Source organism: Mesorhizobium sp. C268A, from assembly GCF_040324475.1.
Taxonomy (GTDB): Bacteria; Pseudomonadota; Alphaproteobacteria; order Rhizobiales; family Rhizobiaceae; genus Mesorhizobium.
Genome location: NZ_JAMYVX010000001.1, coordinates 3925188 through 3938739 on the forward strand (window position 1 = coordinate 3925188; position 13552 = coordinate 3938739).

At 63.4% G+C, this 13552-nt stretch carries 13 protein-coding genes and 1 riboswitch; of the genes, 7 read left to right on the top strand and 6 right to left on the bottom strand.

Annotated elements, in window-relative coordinates; all coding sequences use genetic code 11:
* Window positions 1-4: 4 nt before the first annotated feature.
* Genes NKL06_RS19120 through NKL06_RS19135 form a run of 4 tightly spaced genes read right to left on the bottom strand, consistent with a single transcriptional unit; the run spans window position 5 to window position 3083 of the window.
* Entirely contained in the window at window positions 5-304 is a 300-nt protein-coding gene (locus NKL06_RS19120; RefSeq protein ID WP_023673676.1) for a CcdB family protein, read from the bottom strand.
* Complete coding sequence (locus NKL06_RS19125) at window positions 304-546, bottom strand: type II toxin-antitoxin system CcdA family antitoxin (protein WP_023693600.1); 243 nt, start codon at window positions 544-546, stop codon at window positions 304-306. Before NKL06_RS19125 ends, NKL06_RS19120 begins: the two co-directional genes overlap by 1 nt.
* 55 nt (window positions 547-601) lie before the next feature.
* The gene (locus NKL06_RS19130) at window positions 602-2422 is read right to left on the bottom strand and encodes an ABC-F family ATP-binding cassette domain-containing protein (protein ID WP_023693601.1); all 1821 of its coding nucleotides are present in this window, start codon (window positions 2420-2422) and stop codon (window positions 602-604) included.
* A gap of 1 nt (window position 2423) precedes the next feature.
* Window positions 2424-3083, bottom strand: a complete 660-nt coding sequence (locus NKL06_RS19135; RefSeq protein WP_023693602.1) for a thiamine diphosphokinase — start codon at window positions 3081-3083, stop codon at window positions 2424-2426.
* A gap of 162 nt (window positions 3084-3245) precedes the next feature.
* Window positions 3246-3360, top strand: a riboswitch (TPP riboswitch).
* Window positions 3361-3403: 43 nt separating this feature from the next.
* Here NKL06_RS19135 and thiB point away from each other — a divergent pair.
* From thiB to NKL06_RS19155, 4 genes are all read left to right on the top strand, one after another.
* Window positions 3404-4411, top strand: a complete 1008-nt coding sequence (gene thiB, locus NKL06_RS19140) for a thiamine ABC transporter substrate binding subunit (RefSeq protein ID WP_023693603.1) — start codon at window positions 3404-3406, stop codon at window positions 4409-4411.
* A gap of 220 nt (window positions 4412-4631) precedes the next feature.
* Entirely contained in the window at window positions 4632-6230 is a 1599-nt protein-coding gene (gene thiP / locus NKL06_RS19145) for a thiamine/thiamine pyrophosphate ABC transporter permease (protein ID WP_023693604.1), read from the top strand.
* Entirely contained in the window at window positions 6227-6991 is a 765-nt protein-coding gene (gene thiQ, locus NKL06_RS19150; protein ID WP_031208755.1) for a thiamine ABC transporter ATP-binding protein, read from the top strand. The genes thiP and thiQ overlap by 4 nt, the downstream gene beginning before the upstream one ends.
* 330 nt (window positions 6992-7321) lie before the next feature.
* Window positions 7322-8728, top strand: a complete 1407-nt coding sequence (locus NKL06_RS19155; RefSeq protein WP_245260137.1) for a M48 family metalloprotease — start codon at window positions 7322-7324, stop codon at window positions 8726-8728.
* 82 nt (window positions 8729-8810) lie between these two features.
* On the opposite strand, the gene NKL06_RS19160 is transcribed toward NKL06_RS19155, so the two are convergent.
* Window positions 8811-9668 carry an RNA polymerase factor sigma-32 gene (locus tag NKL06_RS19160; RefSeq protein ID WP_023693606.1) on the bottom strand — a complete coding sequence of 286 codons (858 nt, stop codon included), beginning with the start codon at window positions 9666-9668 and terminating at the stop codon, window positions 8811-8813.
* A 397-nt stretch (window positions 9669-10065) separates the two neighbouring features.
* On the opposite strand from NKL06_RS19160, the gene NKL06_RS19165 reads away from it, so the two are divergent.
* From NKL06_RS19165 to NKL06_RS19175, 3 genes are all read left to right on the top strand, one after another.
* Complete coding sequence (locus tag NKL06_RS19165; RefSeq protein WP_023693607.1) at window positions 10066-10839, top strand: amino acid ABC transporter substrate-binding protein; 774 nt, start codon at window positions 10066-10068, stop codon at window positions 10837-10839.
* A gap of 137 nt (window positions 10840-10976) precedes the next feature.
* The gene (locus tag NKL06_RS19170) at window positions 10977-11657 is read left to right on the top strand and encodes an amino acid ABC transporter permease (RefSeq protein WP_023693608.1); all 681 of its coding nucleotides are present in this window, start codon (window positions 10977-10979) and stop codon (window positions 11655-11657) included.
* Window positions 11654-12421 (top strand): amino acid ABC transporter ATP-binding protein, encoded by a 768-nt coding sequence (locus NKL06_RS19175; protein WP_023693609.1) that lies wholly within the window; start codon window positions 11654-11656, stop codon window positions 12419-12421. The genes NKL06_RS19170 and NKL06_RS19175 overlap by 4 nt, the downstream gene beginning before the upstream one ends.
* A 197-nt stretch (window positions 12422-12618) precedes the next feature.
* Here NKL06_RS19175 and NKL06_RS19180 read toward each other — a convergent pair whose 3' ends face one another.
* Window positions 12619-13200 carry a CarD family transcriptional regulator gene (locus tag NKL06_RS19180; RefSeq protein WP_023673664.1) on the bottom strand — a complete coding sequence of 194 codons (582 nt, stop codon included), beginning with the start codon at window positions 13198-13200 and terminating at the stop codon, window positions 12619-12621.
* Between the last annotated feature and the right edge of the window lie 352 nt (window positions 13201-13552).

Sequence of the window (13552 nt, forward strand, 5' to 3'; positions counted from 1 at the left end):
TCGCTCAGAAGCCCTGGAACAGCATGTCGAGGGCGGCGACGATGTCGTCGTGATGTCTAGAAAGGTTTCCCTCTGGCATCCGCAATTCGGACGCGCTGAAGGCCGACACAAACTGTGTGACCATCACAAGATCTTTGCCGTTTATAGCGAAGGTCGGGTTCAGGCGGCGGCCAGGAAGCGGGGCAATCTCGGGCGGCATCAAAGGAACGACCACCCTGGTGCTCAGCCCTTCAAGCATATCTGACTGCACGTCGAGAAGATAACCGTCGCTCTCGGTACTCCGATAGAAATCGTAACGCGCCATCAGAACGGCCGGTGTTTAGCCAATGGCAGTCCGTTCTTTCGGACATATTCGTTGGAGCTTTCGATGGCTTCCCTGTTTTCTTCTTGCCATCGACGCGTTTTCTCCGCCGCAATCGCTTTCGCGATCCCTGCTTCGGCAGCGCGGGAGATGTTGATGCCCAACGCTTTGGCGTCCTTGATCAGCTGAGAGTCAATGGACGTGTTGACAGAGGTCCGCTGAGTTTTTGGCGTCGATTGAAGCACGGAGATGCCTCCTTTCATGCGCACAATATACGCGCATAAAAGACCGCAGGCAATGCTACCCCTCCATCTCCTCACGCAGCATTTCCAGCCCCAGCCACTCTTCCTCGAGTGCGGCCAGCGTGGCGCGTTCCTTGTCGAGGGCGGCGATGGTCTTTTGGAACGAGGCCGGGTCGCGCTCGTAATAGGCGGGATCGGCAATGTTGTTTTCCAACCGCGAGATCGAGGCCATTACCGCCTCGATCTTCTTGGGCAAGGATTCCAGGGCGAATTTCTGCTTGAACGACAGTTTCTTCGACGGCCCTTTTGGCGCTGCCGGCTCGCTCTTGCCCGGCGCCGGCGCATCGCTGGTTTCGGCCTTGGCGCGCGCCTTGCGGTCGTCGAGCCGGGTGCCGCCGCGCTGCGCCAGCATGTCGGAATAGCCACCGGCATATTCGATCCAGCGGCCGCCTCCGTCCGGGGCGATGATGCTGGTGACGGTGCGGTCGAGGAAGTCGCGGTCGTGGCTGACCAGGATGACCGTGCCGGCAAAGCCGGCGACAAGTTCCTGCAACAGTTCCAGCGTCTCCATGTCGAGATCGTTGGTCGGCTCGTCGAGCACCAGAAGGTTGGCCGGCCGCGCCAGAACACGCGCCAGGAGCAGCCGCGCCCGTTCGCCGCCGGACAGCTCGCGCACCGGGGTGCGCGCCTGTTCCGGCTTGAACAGGAAATCCTTCATGTAGGACACGACATGGCGCTGCTCGCCATTGATGACGAGGTTTTCGCCGCGCCCGTCCGTGAGATACTGCGCCAGGGTCTCGGCCGGATCGACCGCCTCGCGCTTCTGGTCGAGCGTGGCGATTTCCAGATTGGTGCCGAGCCGCACCGAGCCGGCGTCGGGCTTCATCTCGCCGGTAAGCATCTTCAACAGCGTCGTCTTGCCGGCGCCGTTCGGCCCGACAAGGCCGACGCGATCGCCGCGCTGGATGCGGGTCGAGAAGCTTTTGACCACGGTGAGGTCGCCAAAGCTCTTTTCGATGTTCTTGGCCTCGATCACCAGCTTGCCGGATTCGGCGGCGTCGCTGGCCACCATGGTGGCCGAGCCCTCGGCGCCGCGATGGCCGCGAAAACGCTGGCGCATGGTCTGCAGTTCGCCGAGCCGGCGCATGTTGCGTTTGCGGCGAGCCGTCACGCCATAGCGCAGCCAATGCTCCTCGCGCACGATCTGGCGGCCCAGCTTGTGCTGTTCGCGCTCTTCCTCTTCCAGCACAAGGTCGCGCCATTCCTCGAAATGGCCAAAGCCCTTGTCGAGGCGGCGGGTCTGGCCACGGTCGAGCCAGACAGTGGCGCGCGAGACGCGTTCGAGGAAGCGTCGGTCGTGCGAGATGACGATCAGCGCCGAAGACGTCCGGACGAGCTCCTCTTCCAGCCATTCGATGACCGACAAATCGAGATGGTTGGTCGGCTCGTCAAGCAGCAGAATATCGGGTTCGGGCGCCATGACGCGGGCAAGTGCTGCGCGGCGCGCCTCGCCACCGGAGAGATCGTTGGGGTTCTCCGTGCCGGCGAGGCCGAGATGCTCCATCAGATATGTGGCGCGGTAGGGATCGTCGGCAGGCCCAAGCCCGGCCTCGACATAGGCACGCACATTGGCAAAGCCGTCCATGTCGGGCATTTGCGGGAGATAGCGCACCGTTGCCGAAGGCTGGCGGAAGACCTCGCCGTCTTGCGGCTCGATCAGACCGGCGGCAATCTTCAGGAGCGTCGACTTGCCGGAGCCGTTGCGGCCGACGAGCGCGATCTTGTCACCGGCGGACGCCGTCAATTCGGCGCCATCGAGCAGCGGCGTGCCGCCAAAGGTCAGTCTTATGCCGTCGAGGTTGAGAAGGGGCGGGGCCATGTCAGCTTTCAGGCAAGGGGTAGGGGTGGGCGAGCAGCAGCGCGCGGCCATGGCCGAGCTCAATTTCGAGGCCGCCCCCGGTCTTGTTGGACTTGACCTCGTTCGAGATGGTCAGCGACGAGCCGAACACGACCTCGACATGGTCGAGCGGCCACTTCGCGCCGGACACGGTGAGGCCCGAAAGATCGGAAAAGCCGAGCACCGAAAACAGCGTTCCGTCGGCATAGTCGAAGCCGGCCTTGCCGGGCAGCAAAGGGGCGCCTTCCTGCGCTCCGCTGGTCAACAGCACTTTTGTGCCTGTCTCTGCCAGTTGAAGGCTGAGCGCCAGATGCAGGAAGGCGTGGTCGGCGCGCTTGCCGCCGAAAGCGCCGGCCAGCACCAGGCTGGTGGCGCCGCGTTCCAATGCCGCCGCGATCGCCAGTTCGCCATCGGTCTTGTCCTTTTCGGGAGGAAACACCTCCCGCGGCACGGCGGCGAGATCGGCAGGCAGGTCCGCCGGCACGGAATCGAAATCGCCGACCCACAGCTCCGGCATCACGCCGAGCAGGCGGGCATGATCGATGCCGGCGTCGGCGGCGATGACGCGCGTGCCCGCGACCTGGCGGTCGAGCCGCGGCGTGCGGACGAGATCGCCGCCAAGCAGGATGGTGAATGTGCTCATATCCGCTGGCACTTACCAGCCCCGCCGACGAAACGGAAGGCCGAGCGGCACCGTCACTCTTTGTTGGAGCATGATCTTTTTCCGGAAACGGATTCCACTTTCCGGGATCATGCTCGGGCAAACTTCCACTTGCGTGGCACCTTGGCCGGGCCTATGTGTCGAAACGCTCTAACGGGGTGCCGGACGCGATCTTCGCGGACCGGCTGAGAGGCAGTCTCGCCAACCCGCTGAACCTGATCCGGTTTGTACCGGCGGAGGGATTAGACGCTTCGGACAGTCCGACGCCTCAATTCCTTTCAACACGAATGAAGGAGGCGCCGATGCGCATGTTTTTGTCCCGTCTTGTCCCAGCGCTGGGGCTTGCTGTTTCGCTACTGGCAAGCTCTGCGTCCGCGCAGGAAAAACTCACGATCTATACCTATGAGAGTTTCACTGCCGACTGGGGTCCGGGCCCCCAGGTGAAGAAGGAATTCGAAGCCGAGTGCGGCTGCAGCGTCGACTTCGTCTCGGCGGCCGACGGCGTCGCACTTCTCAACCGCGTCAAGCTGGAAGGAGCCTCGACCAAAGCAGATATCGTGCTTGGCCTCGACACCAACCTCACCGCGGAAGCCAAGGCTTCCGGCCTTTTTGTCCGACATGGCCCGGTGGCTGAAAACAACGTGCCGGGCGGCTGGAGCGACGACACTTTCGTGCCCTATGATTATGGTTATTTCGCCGTCGTCTACGACACCGAGAAGCTGAAGAACCCACCGAAGAGCCTGAAGGAACTGGTCGAGGGCGATGCCGCCGACAAGATCGTCATCCAGGATCCGAGGACGTCGACGCCGGGCCTCGGCCTGCTGCTGTGGGTCAAGTCGGTCTATGGCGACAAGGCGCCGGAAGCCTGGGCGAAACTCAAGGGCAAAGTGCTGACGGTGACGCCGGGCTGGAGCGAGGCCTACGGCCTGTTCACCAAGGGCGAGGCGCCGATGGTGCTTTCCTATACGACGTCGCCGGCCTACCACATGGTGGCCGAGAACACCGGGCGCTTCCAGGCGGCGTCGTTCGAGGAGGGCGAGTATCTGCAGGTCGAGGTCGCCGGCATCACCACCACGGGCGCGAAGAACCCGCTGGCGGCGAAGTTCCTGGCCTTCATGACCGGGCCGAAATTCCAGGATGTCATTCCGGAGACCAACTGGATGTTCCCGGCCGGGAAAACCGACAAGCCGCTCAATCCGGCTTTTGATAGGCTGGTCAAGCCGGCGAAGACCTTGCTGTTCAGCCCGGAAGAGGTCGCGGCAAATCGCAAGGCCTGGGTGGATGAATGGCTGGCGGTGATGAGCAAGTAGCTTTGGCTGTATGATCGAAAGATGAGTGCCCTACGGCGCCCCCCTCTGTCCTGCCGGACATCTCCCCCACGAGGGGGGAGATTGGCTATCGTCGGCGATTTCGCCAGTCGCCAAGGTTGCAGGAATAAGCGGGGCGCGGAAATAGCTGATCTCCCCCCTTGTGGGGGAGATATCCGGCAGGACAGAGGGGGGCGCGAAGGAACGCGACGCCCGGTAAAGAGTGCAACGCTCTGACCCCCGCATCACGGCCGGCATTGTCGCGCTTGCGGCAATCGCGCTGCTGATCGGTGGCGCCTTCGCCGGCCTTATCCGGGAAGGCGCGCACGACCTTTCCGGCGCCGCGTCCGCCTTTGACCTCTATCTCGTGCGCGTTGTCCGCTTCACGCTCTGGCAGGCTGCGCTCTCGACTCTGCTTTCCGTCGTACCGGCGCTGTTCGTCGCCCGCGCGCTGTCGCGGCATCCGCGCTTCTTCGGACGCGGCTTCATCCTGCAGCTGTTTACTGTGCCCCTTGCCTTGCCGGCGATTGTCGCAGCGCTGGGCATACTGGCGCTCTATGGCCGCGCCGGTTATTTCGCCGCGATCGGTGGCCAGAGCTGGCCCGACATCTATGGGCTGCCAGGCATCCTCGTCGCCCACGTCTTCTTCAACCTGCCGCTGGCCACCCGGCTGTTCCTCGAAGCGCTGGGAACGGTGCCGGCCGATCAATGGCGGCTGGCGAGCCAGCTCGGCATGGGGGCGAGGCCAGCCTTCCGGCTGATCGAGTGGCCGGTGCTGCGCGCCGCGCTGCCGGGCGTCGCCGGGCTTGTCTTCATGCTTTGCATCACCTCCTTCACCATCGTGCTGATCCTCGGCGGCGGGCCGGCGGCGACGACGCTGGAAGTCGCCATCTATCAGGCGCTGCGTTTCGACTTCGATCCGGCGCGAGCGGTGACGCTGACGGTGCTGCAGATCGCGCTGACTTTTGCCGTCATGCTGGCGCTGACGCGGCTCGGCGCCAATGTGACCGGCGACGCCAATTTGCCTGTCGCGCCGCGCCGCTATCACTTGGCCGGCAAAGCAGAAACAGCGTTCAACGCCGTCCTGATCGTGCTCGCCTTGCTGTTCGTCGCCGGACCAATGGCGGCCACCGTCGCGTCCGGCCTCGACGCCGATCTCGGCCGGTTGGCGGGCGAGAGTGCCGTGCGTCAGGCGACGCTGACCAGCGCCGGTCTCGCCTTCTCGGCGGCGCTACTTTCGGTGGCGCTGTCGCTGTCGCTGATCATGGCGCGTCGGGCATTGTCGCTGCGCCGCCGGTCCAGTGCCCGTTCATTGCTCGAGCATGCCACCGACACCGGCGCCGGCTTCGTCCTCGTCGTGCCGCCCGTCGTCATCGGCGCCGGCTGGTTTCTCCTGCTGCGCACGGTCAGCGATGTCTTTGCCATCGCACCGGTCATGGTCGTCACCGTCAATGCGGTGATGGCGATGCCCTTTGCCATCCGCGCGATGCGCCCGGCCTATGATGCGGCCAGCGAGCGCCACGAAAAGCTGTGCGCGCAGCTCGGCATTGCGGGCTGGAACCGGCTGCTTCTGGTCGACTGGCCATCGCTCCGGCGGCCGCTGGCCACCGGCTTTGCCTTCGCCGTGGCGCTGTCGCTCGGCGATCTCGGCGTCATCGCGCTGTTCGGCAGCGATTCGGTGCAGACCTTGCCCTATCTCCTGCTGGCGCGCATGGGCAGCTATCGCACGGCCGATGCTGCCGGGCTGGCTTTGCTGCTCGGGGCGGTCTGCCTTGCATTGGTGGTCGCGGCAGACTGGCTGGGACGGGGAGAGAGATCGTGACGTCCGCTGTGGAGAAAGGCACGACTGTCCGGCTGGACAAGGTCTCGTTCAGCTATGGCGAAACGTCATTCCTGTTCGATGTCGAATTCGATACATCTAAGATCACCGCCATCATGGGGGCAAGTGGTTCGGGCAAATCGACCTTGCTCAATCTGGTGGCTGGTTTCGAGACGCCGGAGTCCGGTCGTGTGCTGATCGGCGCCGCCGATGTCGGCGCCGAGCCGCCTTCGGCGCGGCCGGTATCGATGGTATTCCAGGAAAACAATCTGTTTGCTCATCTCTCGGTGGAGAAGAATGTCGGGCTCGGCCGCTCGCCATCGCTCAACCTGACCGACGCCGATCGCGCCGCAATCGCCGAGGCGCTTGACCGCGTCGGCCTGGCCGGCAAGGAAATGCGCCTGCCCCGCGAACTCTCCGGCGGCGAAAGGCAGCGCGTGGCGCTCGCCCGCGTTCTGGTGCGCGACCGGCCAGTGCTGCTGCTCGACGAGCCGTTCGCTTCGCTCGGGCCAGCACTGCGCGACGACATGCTCGACCTGGTGGCCGGCGTTCATGCCGAGCGGGCGATGACGGTGCTGTTCGTCACGCATCAGCCGGAAGACGCTCGCCGTATCGGCGAGCAGATGGTTTTTCTGGACAATGGCAGGGTTGCCGCGACGGGACCTGCCGCCGATTTTTTCGACGGCACTGGCCCTGAAGCGTTTCGGCGCTATATCGGCGCAAGTTCGGGCGGATCACGCGATATTGCCCGGAAGCGGACATAATTTACGACCAAACCGGCTACAGGTGATGTGGCGCTTGCTTGCCATGGTCCAGTCGATGTGGCTAGGTCCGCTTAGTACTGGTCCGGCACGAGCCGTGATTTGCCCCTACAGCGCCGCACCCGGCCGGATGCGTAAACGCTGTAGGTTTTTTGATGTGTGCAGGATTGCCAACGAAAACCGATTTTTCGCTGGCGCGGACCCCGGTCCAAATCATGCGCCGAGAGCTGAAGGAACGCCGTGCTGCCGACCGGCACTGACACTTTGAAACGCAGACCGCTGGTGCGCTTCCTCGCGCTGGCCGGCCTTGCCGTGGCGCTGGCCAGCTGCCAGATGTTCACGCCTCCCGAAGTGCAGGAATCCGGCTTCCAGCCTTCCGACAAGCCGATCACGGTCGACAATGTCGCCGCCAACAGCAAGCTTGCCGAACTGGCGAAGGCGCAACATCCGCGCATCCTTGCCACCTATGGCGGCGAATATTCCGATCCCAAGCTCGAGCGCATGGTGGCCAAGGTTGTCGGCAGCCTGACCGTGGTGTCGGCCAATCCGACCCAGACCTATCGCATCACCATCCTCAATTCGCCCAACGTCAACGCTTTCGCGCTGCCGGGCGGCTATCTCTACGTCACCCGCGGCCTGCTGGCGCTGGCCAATGATTCGGCCGAACTCGCCGCCGTCATCGCGCATGAGATGGGCCACGTCACCGCCAATCACGGCTTGCAGCGCCAGCAGCTCGAGGCCGAGGAAGGCCTGGCGACCAAGGTGGTCTCCGATGTGCTGGGCGACAGCCCGACCGCCAAGCAGGCATTGATCCGCGGCAAGCTGAGGCTGGCGCAGTTCTCGCGCAACCAGGAGCTGGAGGCAGACGCGATCGGCATCAAGTCGATCGGCGAGGCGGGTTACGATCCCTATGCCGCCGGGCGTTTCCTGCAGTCGATGTCGGCCTATACCGATTTCCGCTCGATCAGCGGCGCCACCGACGCCAGCCTCGACTTCCTGGCCACGCACCCCAACACGCCGCAGCGAATTGATCTGGCGCAGCGCCACGCCCGCCAGTTCGGCGCGCCGGGCATCGGCACCCGCGACCGCGATTCCTTCCTGGCCGGGATAGACGGCCTGCTCTATGGCGACACGCCGGAAGAGGGCTATGTGCGCGGCCAGACCTTCCTGCATCCGGGCCTCGGCGTTTCGTTCACGGTGCCCGACGGCTTCATCATCGACAATTCGGCGGCGGCAGTGACGGCGACCGGTCCCGGCGACATGGCGATCCGCTTCGACGGTGTGTCGATCGACAAGGATCGTGCGCTGACCGACTACATCAGAAGCGGCTGGGTGGCCGGTCTCGACGAGACCAGTGTGCGCCAGGAGACGATCGACGGCAACCAGGCGGCGACCGCGCACGCCGGCGCCGATGGCTGGCAGTTCGACATTGCGGTGATCCGCGCCGGCGGTCAGGTCTACCGGCTTTTGACAGCGGCCCCCTCGGCCAGCACGACACTCGATCCGGTGGCACGCTCGGTCAGCGGTTCGTTCCGCGTGCTCAGCCCCGCCGAGAAAGCGGCACTGAAGCCGCTGCATATCCGCGTCGTCACGGTACAGGCCGGGCAGACGATGGGCACACTTTCGGCGCAGATGGTCGGCGTCGACCGCAAGCTCGATCTGTTCCGCGTGCTCAACGCGATGTCGCCGGGCGCCTCGGTTTCGGCCGGCGACAAGGTCAAGATCGTCACGGACAGATAGCGCCGGTCTTCGTCAGAAACCCCAGCCTTCGTAGTGCTTTTTTCTGAGATAACTCAGGGCGGTACCCCTGTTCCTGGCAATCTCACGCTGCCATGAATTCCGGGTTCTGCTTGACCAGCGCGAGCTTGAGCTTTTCCATGGCGCGGGCCTCGATCTGGCGGACACGCTCCTTGGAAATGCCGAGCGTCTCGCCGAGCGCCTCAAGCGTCGCACCTTCGTCTGTCAGCCGACGCTCCTCGATGATCCTGAGTTCGCGGGCATTGAGCGCGCGGAGCGCCGTCTTCAGCCACATCAGGCGCCGTTCGACGTCGATGGTGTCGCCGGCGACCTCGTCAGGCAATGGATCGTCCGAAATCAGGAAGTCCATCCGCTCGGTGGTACCGGCCTCATCGGCGAGCGGTGCGTTGAGCGAAGAGTCAGGTGCTGAAAGCCTGGAATCCATCTTCTCGACATCGGCCTCGGAGACGCCGAGGGCTACCGAGACTTCGCGGTAGAGCGTGGCGTTGGAGATCGGCTCGGCGCCATTGGCAAGACGGGCGCGCAGGCGCCGCAGGTTGAAGAACAGCGCCTTTTGCGCCGAAGAGGTGCCGCCGCGAACGATCGACCAGTTGCGCAGGATGTAGTCCTGCATCGAAGCGCGGATCCACCATGTCGCATAGGTCGAGAAGCGCACCTCGCGCTCCGGCTCGAAACGCGCGGCTGCTTCCAGCAGCCCGACATGGCCCTCCTGGACCAGATCGCCGAGCGGCAGGCCGTAATGTCGGAATTTCGAAGCCATGGAGATGACCAGCCGCATATGGGCGACGGTAATCTGATGCAGCGCCTGCTGATCCTGGTCTTCCTTCCAGCGCAAGGCGAGAACATGTTCCTCATCGCGCTCGAGGTAAGGGGCTTTCATTGCCGTGCGGACCATGGTCCGTCCTGCCGTGTCTTCGATCATGCCGCGCTCCTGCTCCCGGACATTTTCGGACGGCCTGGCGGCCGTTATCTCTGTTTGACGCAATTCCGAAGGAAACCGCTTTCCCACTTTCCTGGAATTGCTTCGGGCCTAGCGCAGCCAAGGGTTCTTGAAATGGAAACGCGGCGCCCTACAACAAGCCATGAACGTGCCATACCGGGGATTGGTTCCGCCGCCGAGGGCGGTTGTTTTGTGCGGTCCGACAGGGCGCATCGACACCGCAGATCGGGACTATTGGCACGGATCCGAGCTGCTTTGAGAATCTGATTTCTGGATCGCCGTTTTTTTGAAATCTGGTTCCTTATTATGCTGCGCTGTATCTGTCAGTTTCCGGCTCTCACAAGCGCCGGATACCGGCCAAGGACGGGATCACATAGAAATGAAATGGCTCAATTCGCTCATCGTCGCCGGAACGCTGCAGGTTCTGGCTGTTACATCAGGCCATGCCGGCGCCAATCTTGACCAGATCAAGCAGGCCGGCACCCTCAAGGTCGGCACCGAAGGCACCTATGCACCCTTCACCTATCATGATGCTTCCGGCGCGCTGGCCGGCTTCGATGTCGAGATCGCCAAGGCGATCGGCGACAAGCTCGGCGTCAAGGTCGAGTTCCTCGAAGGCAAATGGGACGGGCTGATCGCCGGCCTCGACGCCAACCGCTACGACGCCGTGATCAACGAGGTCGGCATCACCGACGCGCGCAAGGCCAAGTACGATTTCTCCGATCCTTACATCGCCTCCAAGGCCGTGCTGATCGTGCGCGGCGACAATACCGACATCAAGACCTTCGCCGACCTCAAGGGCAAGAAGTCGGCACAGTCGTTGACATCGAATTTCGGCAAGCTCGCCGAGACCAACGGCGCCGAACTTGTCGGCACCGACGGCTTCGACCAGTCGATCCAGCTGCTGCTCACCGGCCGCGCCGACGCCACCATCAATGACAGCCTGTCTTTCCTCGACTTCAAGAAGCACAAGCCGGACGCCAATGTGAAGATCGCCGCGCAGGAAGAGAACGCCGACTATTCCGGCGTCATCGTGCGCAAGGGTGATCCGGAGCTGGTCGCGGCGATCAACAAGGCGCTGGCCGACATCAAGGCCGACGGCACCTACAAGAAGATCGCCGATACCTATTTCGGCCAGGATGTCTCGCAGTAAAGACCATCTCCCGGCGGTTTGCCGGCAATGACAAATAGCGGCGGGCCGTCTTTGACGGCTCGCCGTTATTCGCATGATATGAGAAGCACACAATCGCACTGCCGTCACCGCGGCGGTCTGTGAGGGAGGAGCCGTTCGTGCCGCACTGGCTACACCTGATGCTGGACTCGTTGCCGACACTGCTGTGGGCGGCGTTGATCTTCACCGTACCGCTGACATTGCTATCGTTCGCACTCGGCCTGTTCGTCGGCCTGGTTGTCGCCCTGGTGCGGCTGTTCGGCCCCAAGCCTCTGGTTGCCGTGGTCCGCTTCTATGTCTGGATCTTTCGCGGCACGCCGCTTCTGGTGCAGCTGTTCCTGATCTTTTACGGCCTGCCTTCGGTCGGCATATTGCTGGATGCTTTTCCGGCGGCGCTGATTGGCTTCACCCTCAACATAGGCGCCTACAGTTCGGAAATTATCCGCGCCGTGATCGGCTCGGTGCCGAAGGGCCAGTGGGAAGCGGCCTATTCGATCGGCATGACCTGGAGCCAGGCGATGCGGCGCACCATCCTGCCGCAAGCCGGCCGCGTCGCCGTGCCGCCGCTGTCCAACACCTTCATCTCGCTGGTCAAGGATACGTCGCTGGCCGCCGCCATCACCGTGCCGGAGATGTTCCAGGCGGCGCAGCGCATCGTCGCCACCACCTATGAACCGCTGATCCTCTATGTCGAGGCGGCGATCCTTTATCTGGCGATGAGCTCGGTGCTTTCGGCCTTGCAGACGCGGCTGGAGGAGCGGCTCAACCGCTATGGCGGCTTCCTGGAGGCGCGCTCATGATCGGCCTCACCGATATCGAAAAGCGCTTCGGCGACAATCTGGTGCTGAAGGGCGTGACGGTCACCATTGCCGAAGGCAGCGTCACCGCGCTTGTCGGTCCCTCCGGCGGTGGCAAGAGCACTCTGCTGCGCTGCATCAACCTGTTGGAGATCCCGACCTCGGGCATGGTGCGCATCGGCGACGAGATGCTGGAATTCCGTCCCGGCATCAAGATCCCCAGCCGCGACATCCAGCGCCTGCGGCTGCAGACCGGCATGGTGTTCCAGAACTTCCAGCTGTTCCCGCATCGCACCGCGATCGAGAACGTCATGGAAGGCCTGGTGACGGTGCTGAAATGGCCGACGGCAAAGGCGCGCGAGCGGGCACTGGCGCTGCTCGAGAAGGTCGGCATGGCGCACAAGGCGGACGATTGGCCGGCAACGCTGTCGGGCGGCCAGCAGCAGCGTGTGGCGATCGCCCGCGCCCTGGCGCCGTCGCCGAAAGTGCTGCTCTGCGACGAGCCGACCTCGGCGCTCGATCCGGAACTGGCGCAGGAAGTGGTCGACGTGCTGGGAAAGCTCGCCAGCGAAGGCACCACCATGGTGATGGCCACGCACGACCTTCGCCTTGCCTCCAAGATCGCGCAGGAGGTGGTGTTCCTCGATGCTGGTGTCGTCGTCGAGAAGGGGCCGTCCACCGTGGTGTTCAGCAATCCGGAGCGGGAACGGACCAAGCGTTTTATTGCGACGCTGAAGCAGGAGGCGGAGAAGGAAGCCGGCGGCTGAGCCTTCTACGTTCCCCTTGTGGGGAGTGTCGGACGGAAGGTCCGGGTGCGGTCTGGTGTCGTCCCCATCCTCGCTGCTTCGCAGCGACCCTGCCTGGGCGAGCCACGGGTCTCGCCCGTCCTTGGAACCCCACAAGGGGGTAAAAACAAAAACCCGGCACAAGGCCGGGTTTTTCATGATTTCGACGGTGAAAGCGATCAGGCAGCTTCTTCCTGCTCGGCTTCCTCATTGTCGGCCTTGGCGCCGCGCTTCGGGCCCTTGTTGAGGTTGACCTCGATCAGGCGCACGGCTTCGGTTTCCGACATGCGGTTGACTGCCGCGATCTCGCGCGCCATGCGGTCGAGTGCCGCCTCATAGAGCTGACGCTCGGAATAGGACTGTTCCGGCTGGTTGTCGGCACGGTAGAGGTCGCGCACGACTTCCGAGATCGAGATCAGGTCGCCCGAATTGATCTTGGCATCATACTCCTGCGCACGGCGCGACCACATGGTGCGCTTGACGCGGGCGCGGCCCTGCACGACCTTCAGCGCGCGCTCGACATAATCCTCTTCCGACAGCTTGCGCATGCCGATGGAGGTCGCCTTGGCGACCGGAACCTTCAGGCGCATCTTGTCCTTCTGGAAGTCGATGACGAACAGTTCCAGCTTGTGGCCCGCAACTTCCTGCTCGTCGATCGAGACGATCTGGCCGACGCCGTGCGCCGGATAGACGATGTACTCGCCGGTCTTGAAACCGTGGCGTGCCGAGGTGGACTTCTTCTGCGGGGTGATCGTTGCCATTACGCCCTGAACTCCTTGTTGTGGCACCGGCGGCCTGCCGGTCCGAACGCATGCGACCGGGGACACCGATCGTTAGCCGCACAACAGATGAACCCATCGGAAAAAGCCGGGACCGGCAAACCGCATACATAGCGACTGCCTGGCCCAGATCGCTCTGGTCCGATTGGGGATTTCACCTTTCAGTGATTTGGGGCGCTTGCGCCATAAATCGACGTTGTGTCACCGGCATGTTTTAACTGGTGTAGCACAAAAAGTCGGAAGAATCAAGGTTTTGCTGCAAACGCGAAGGTCGAGCGCCATCGCCGCCTGTCAAGGCAGTTAATGTATGATGCGCGTTACGCAGCGTTATGAC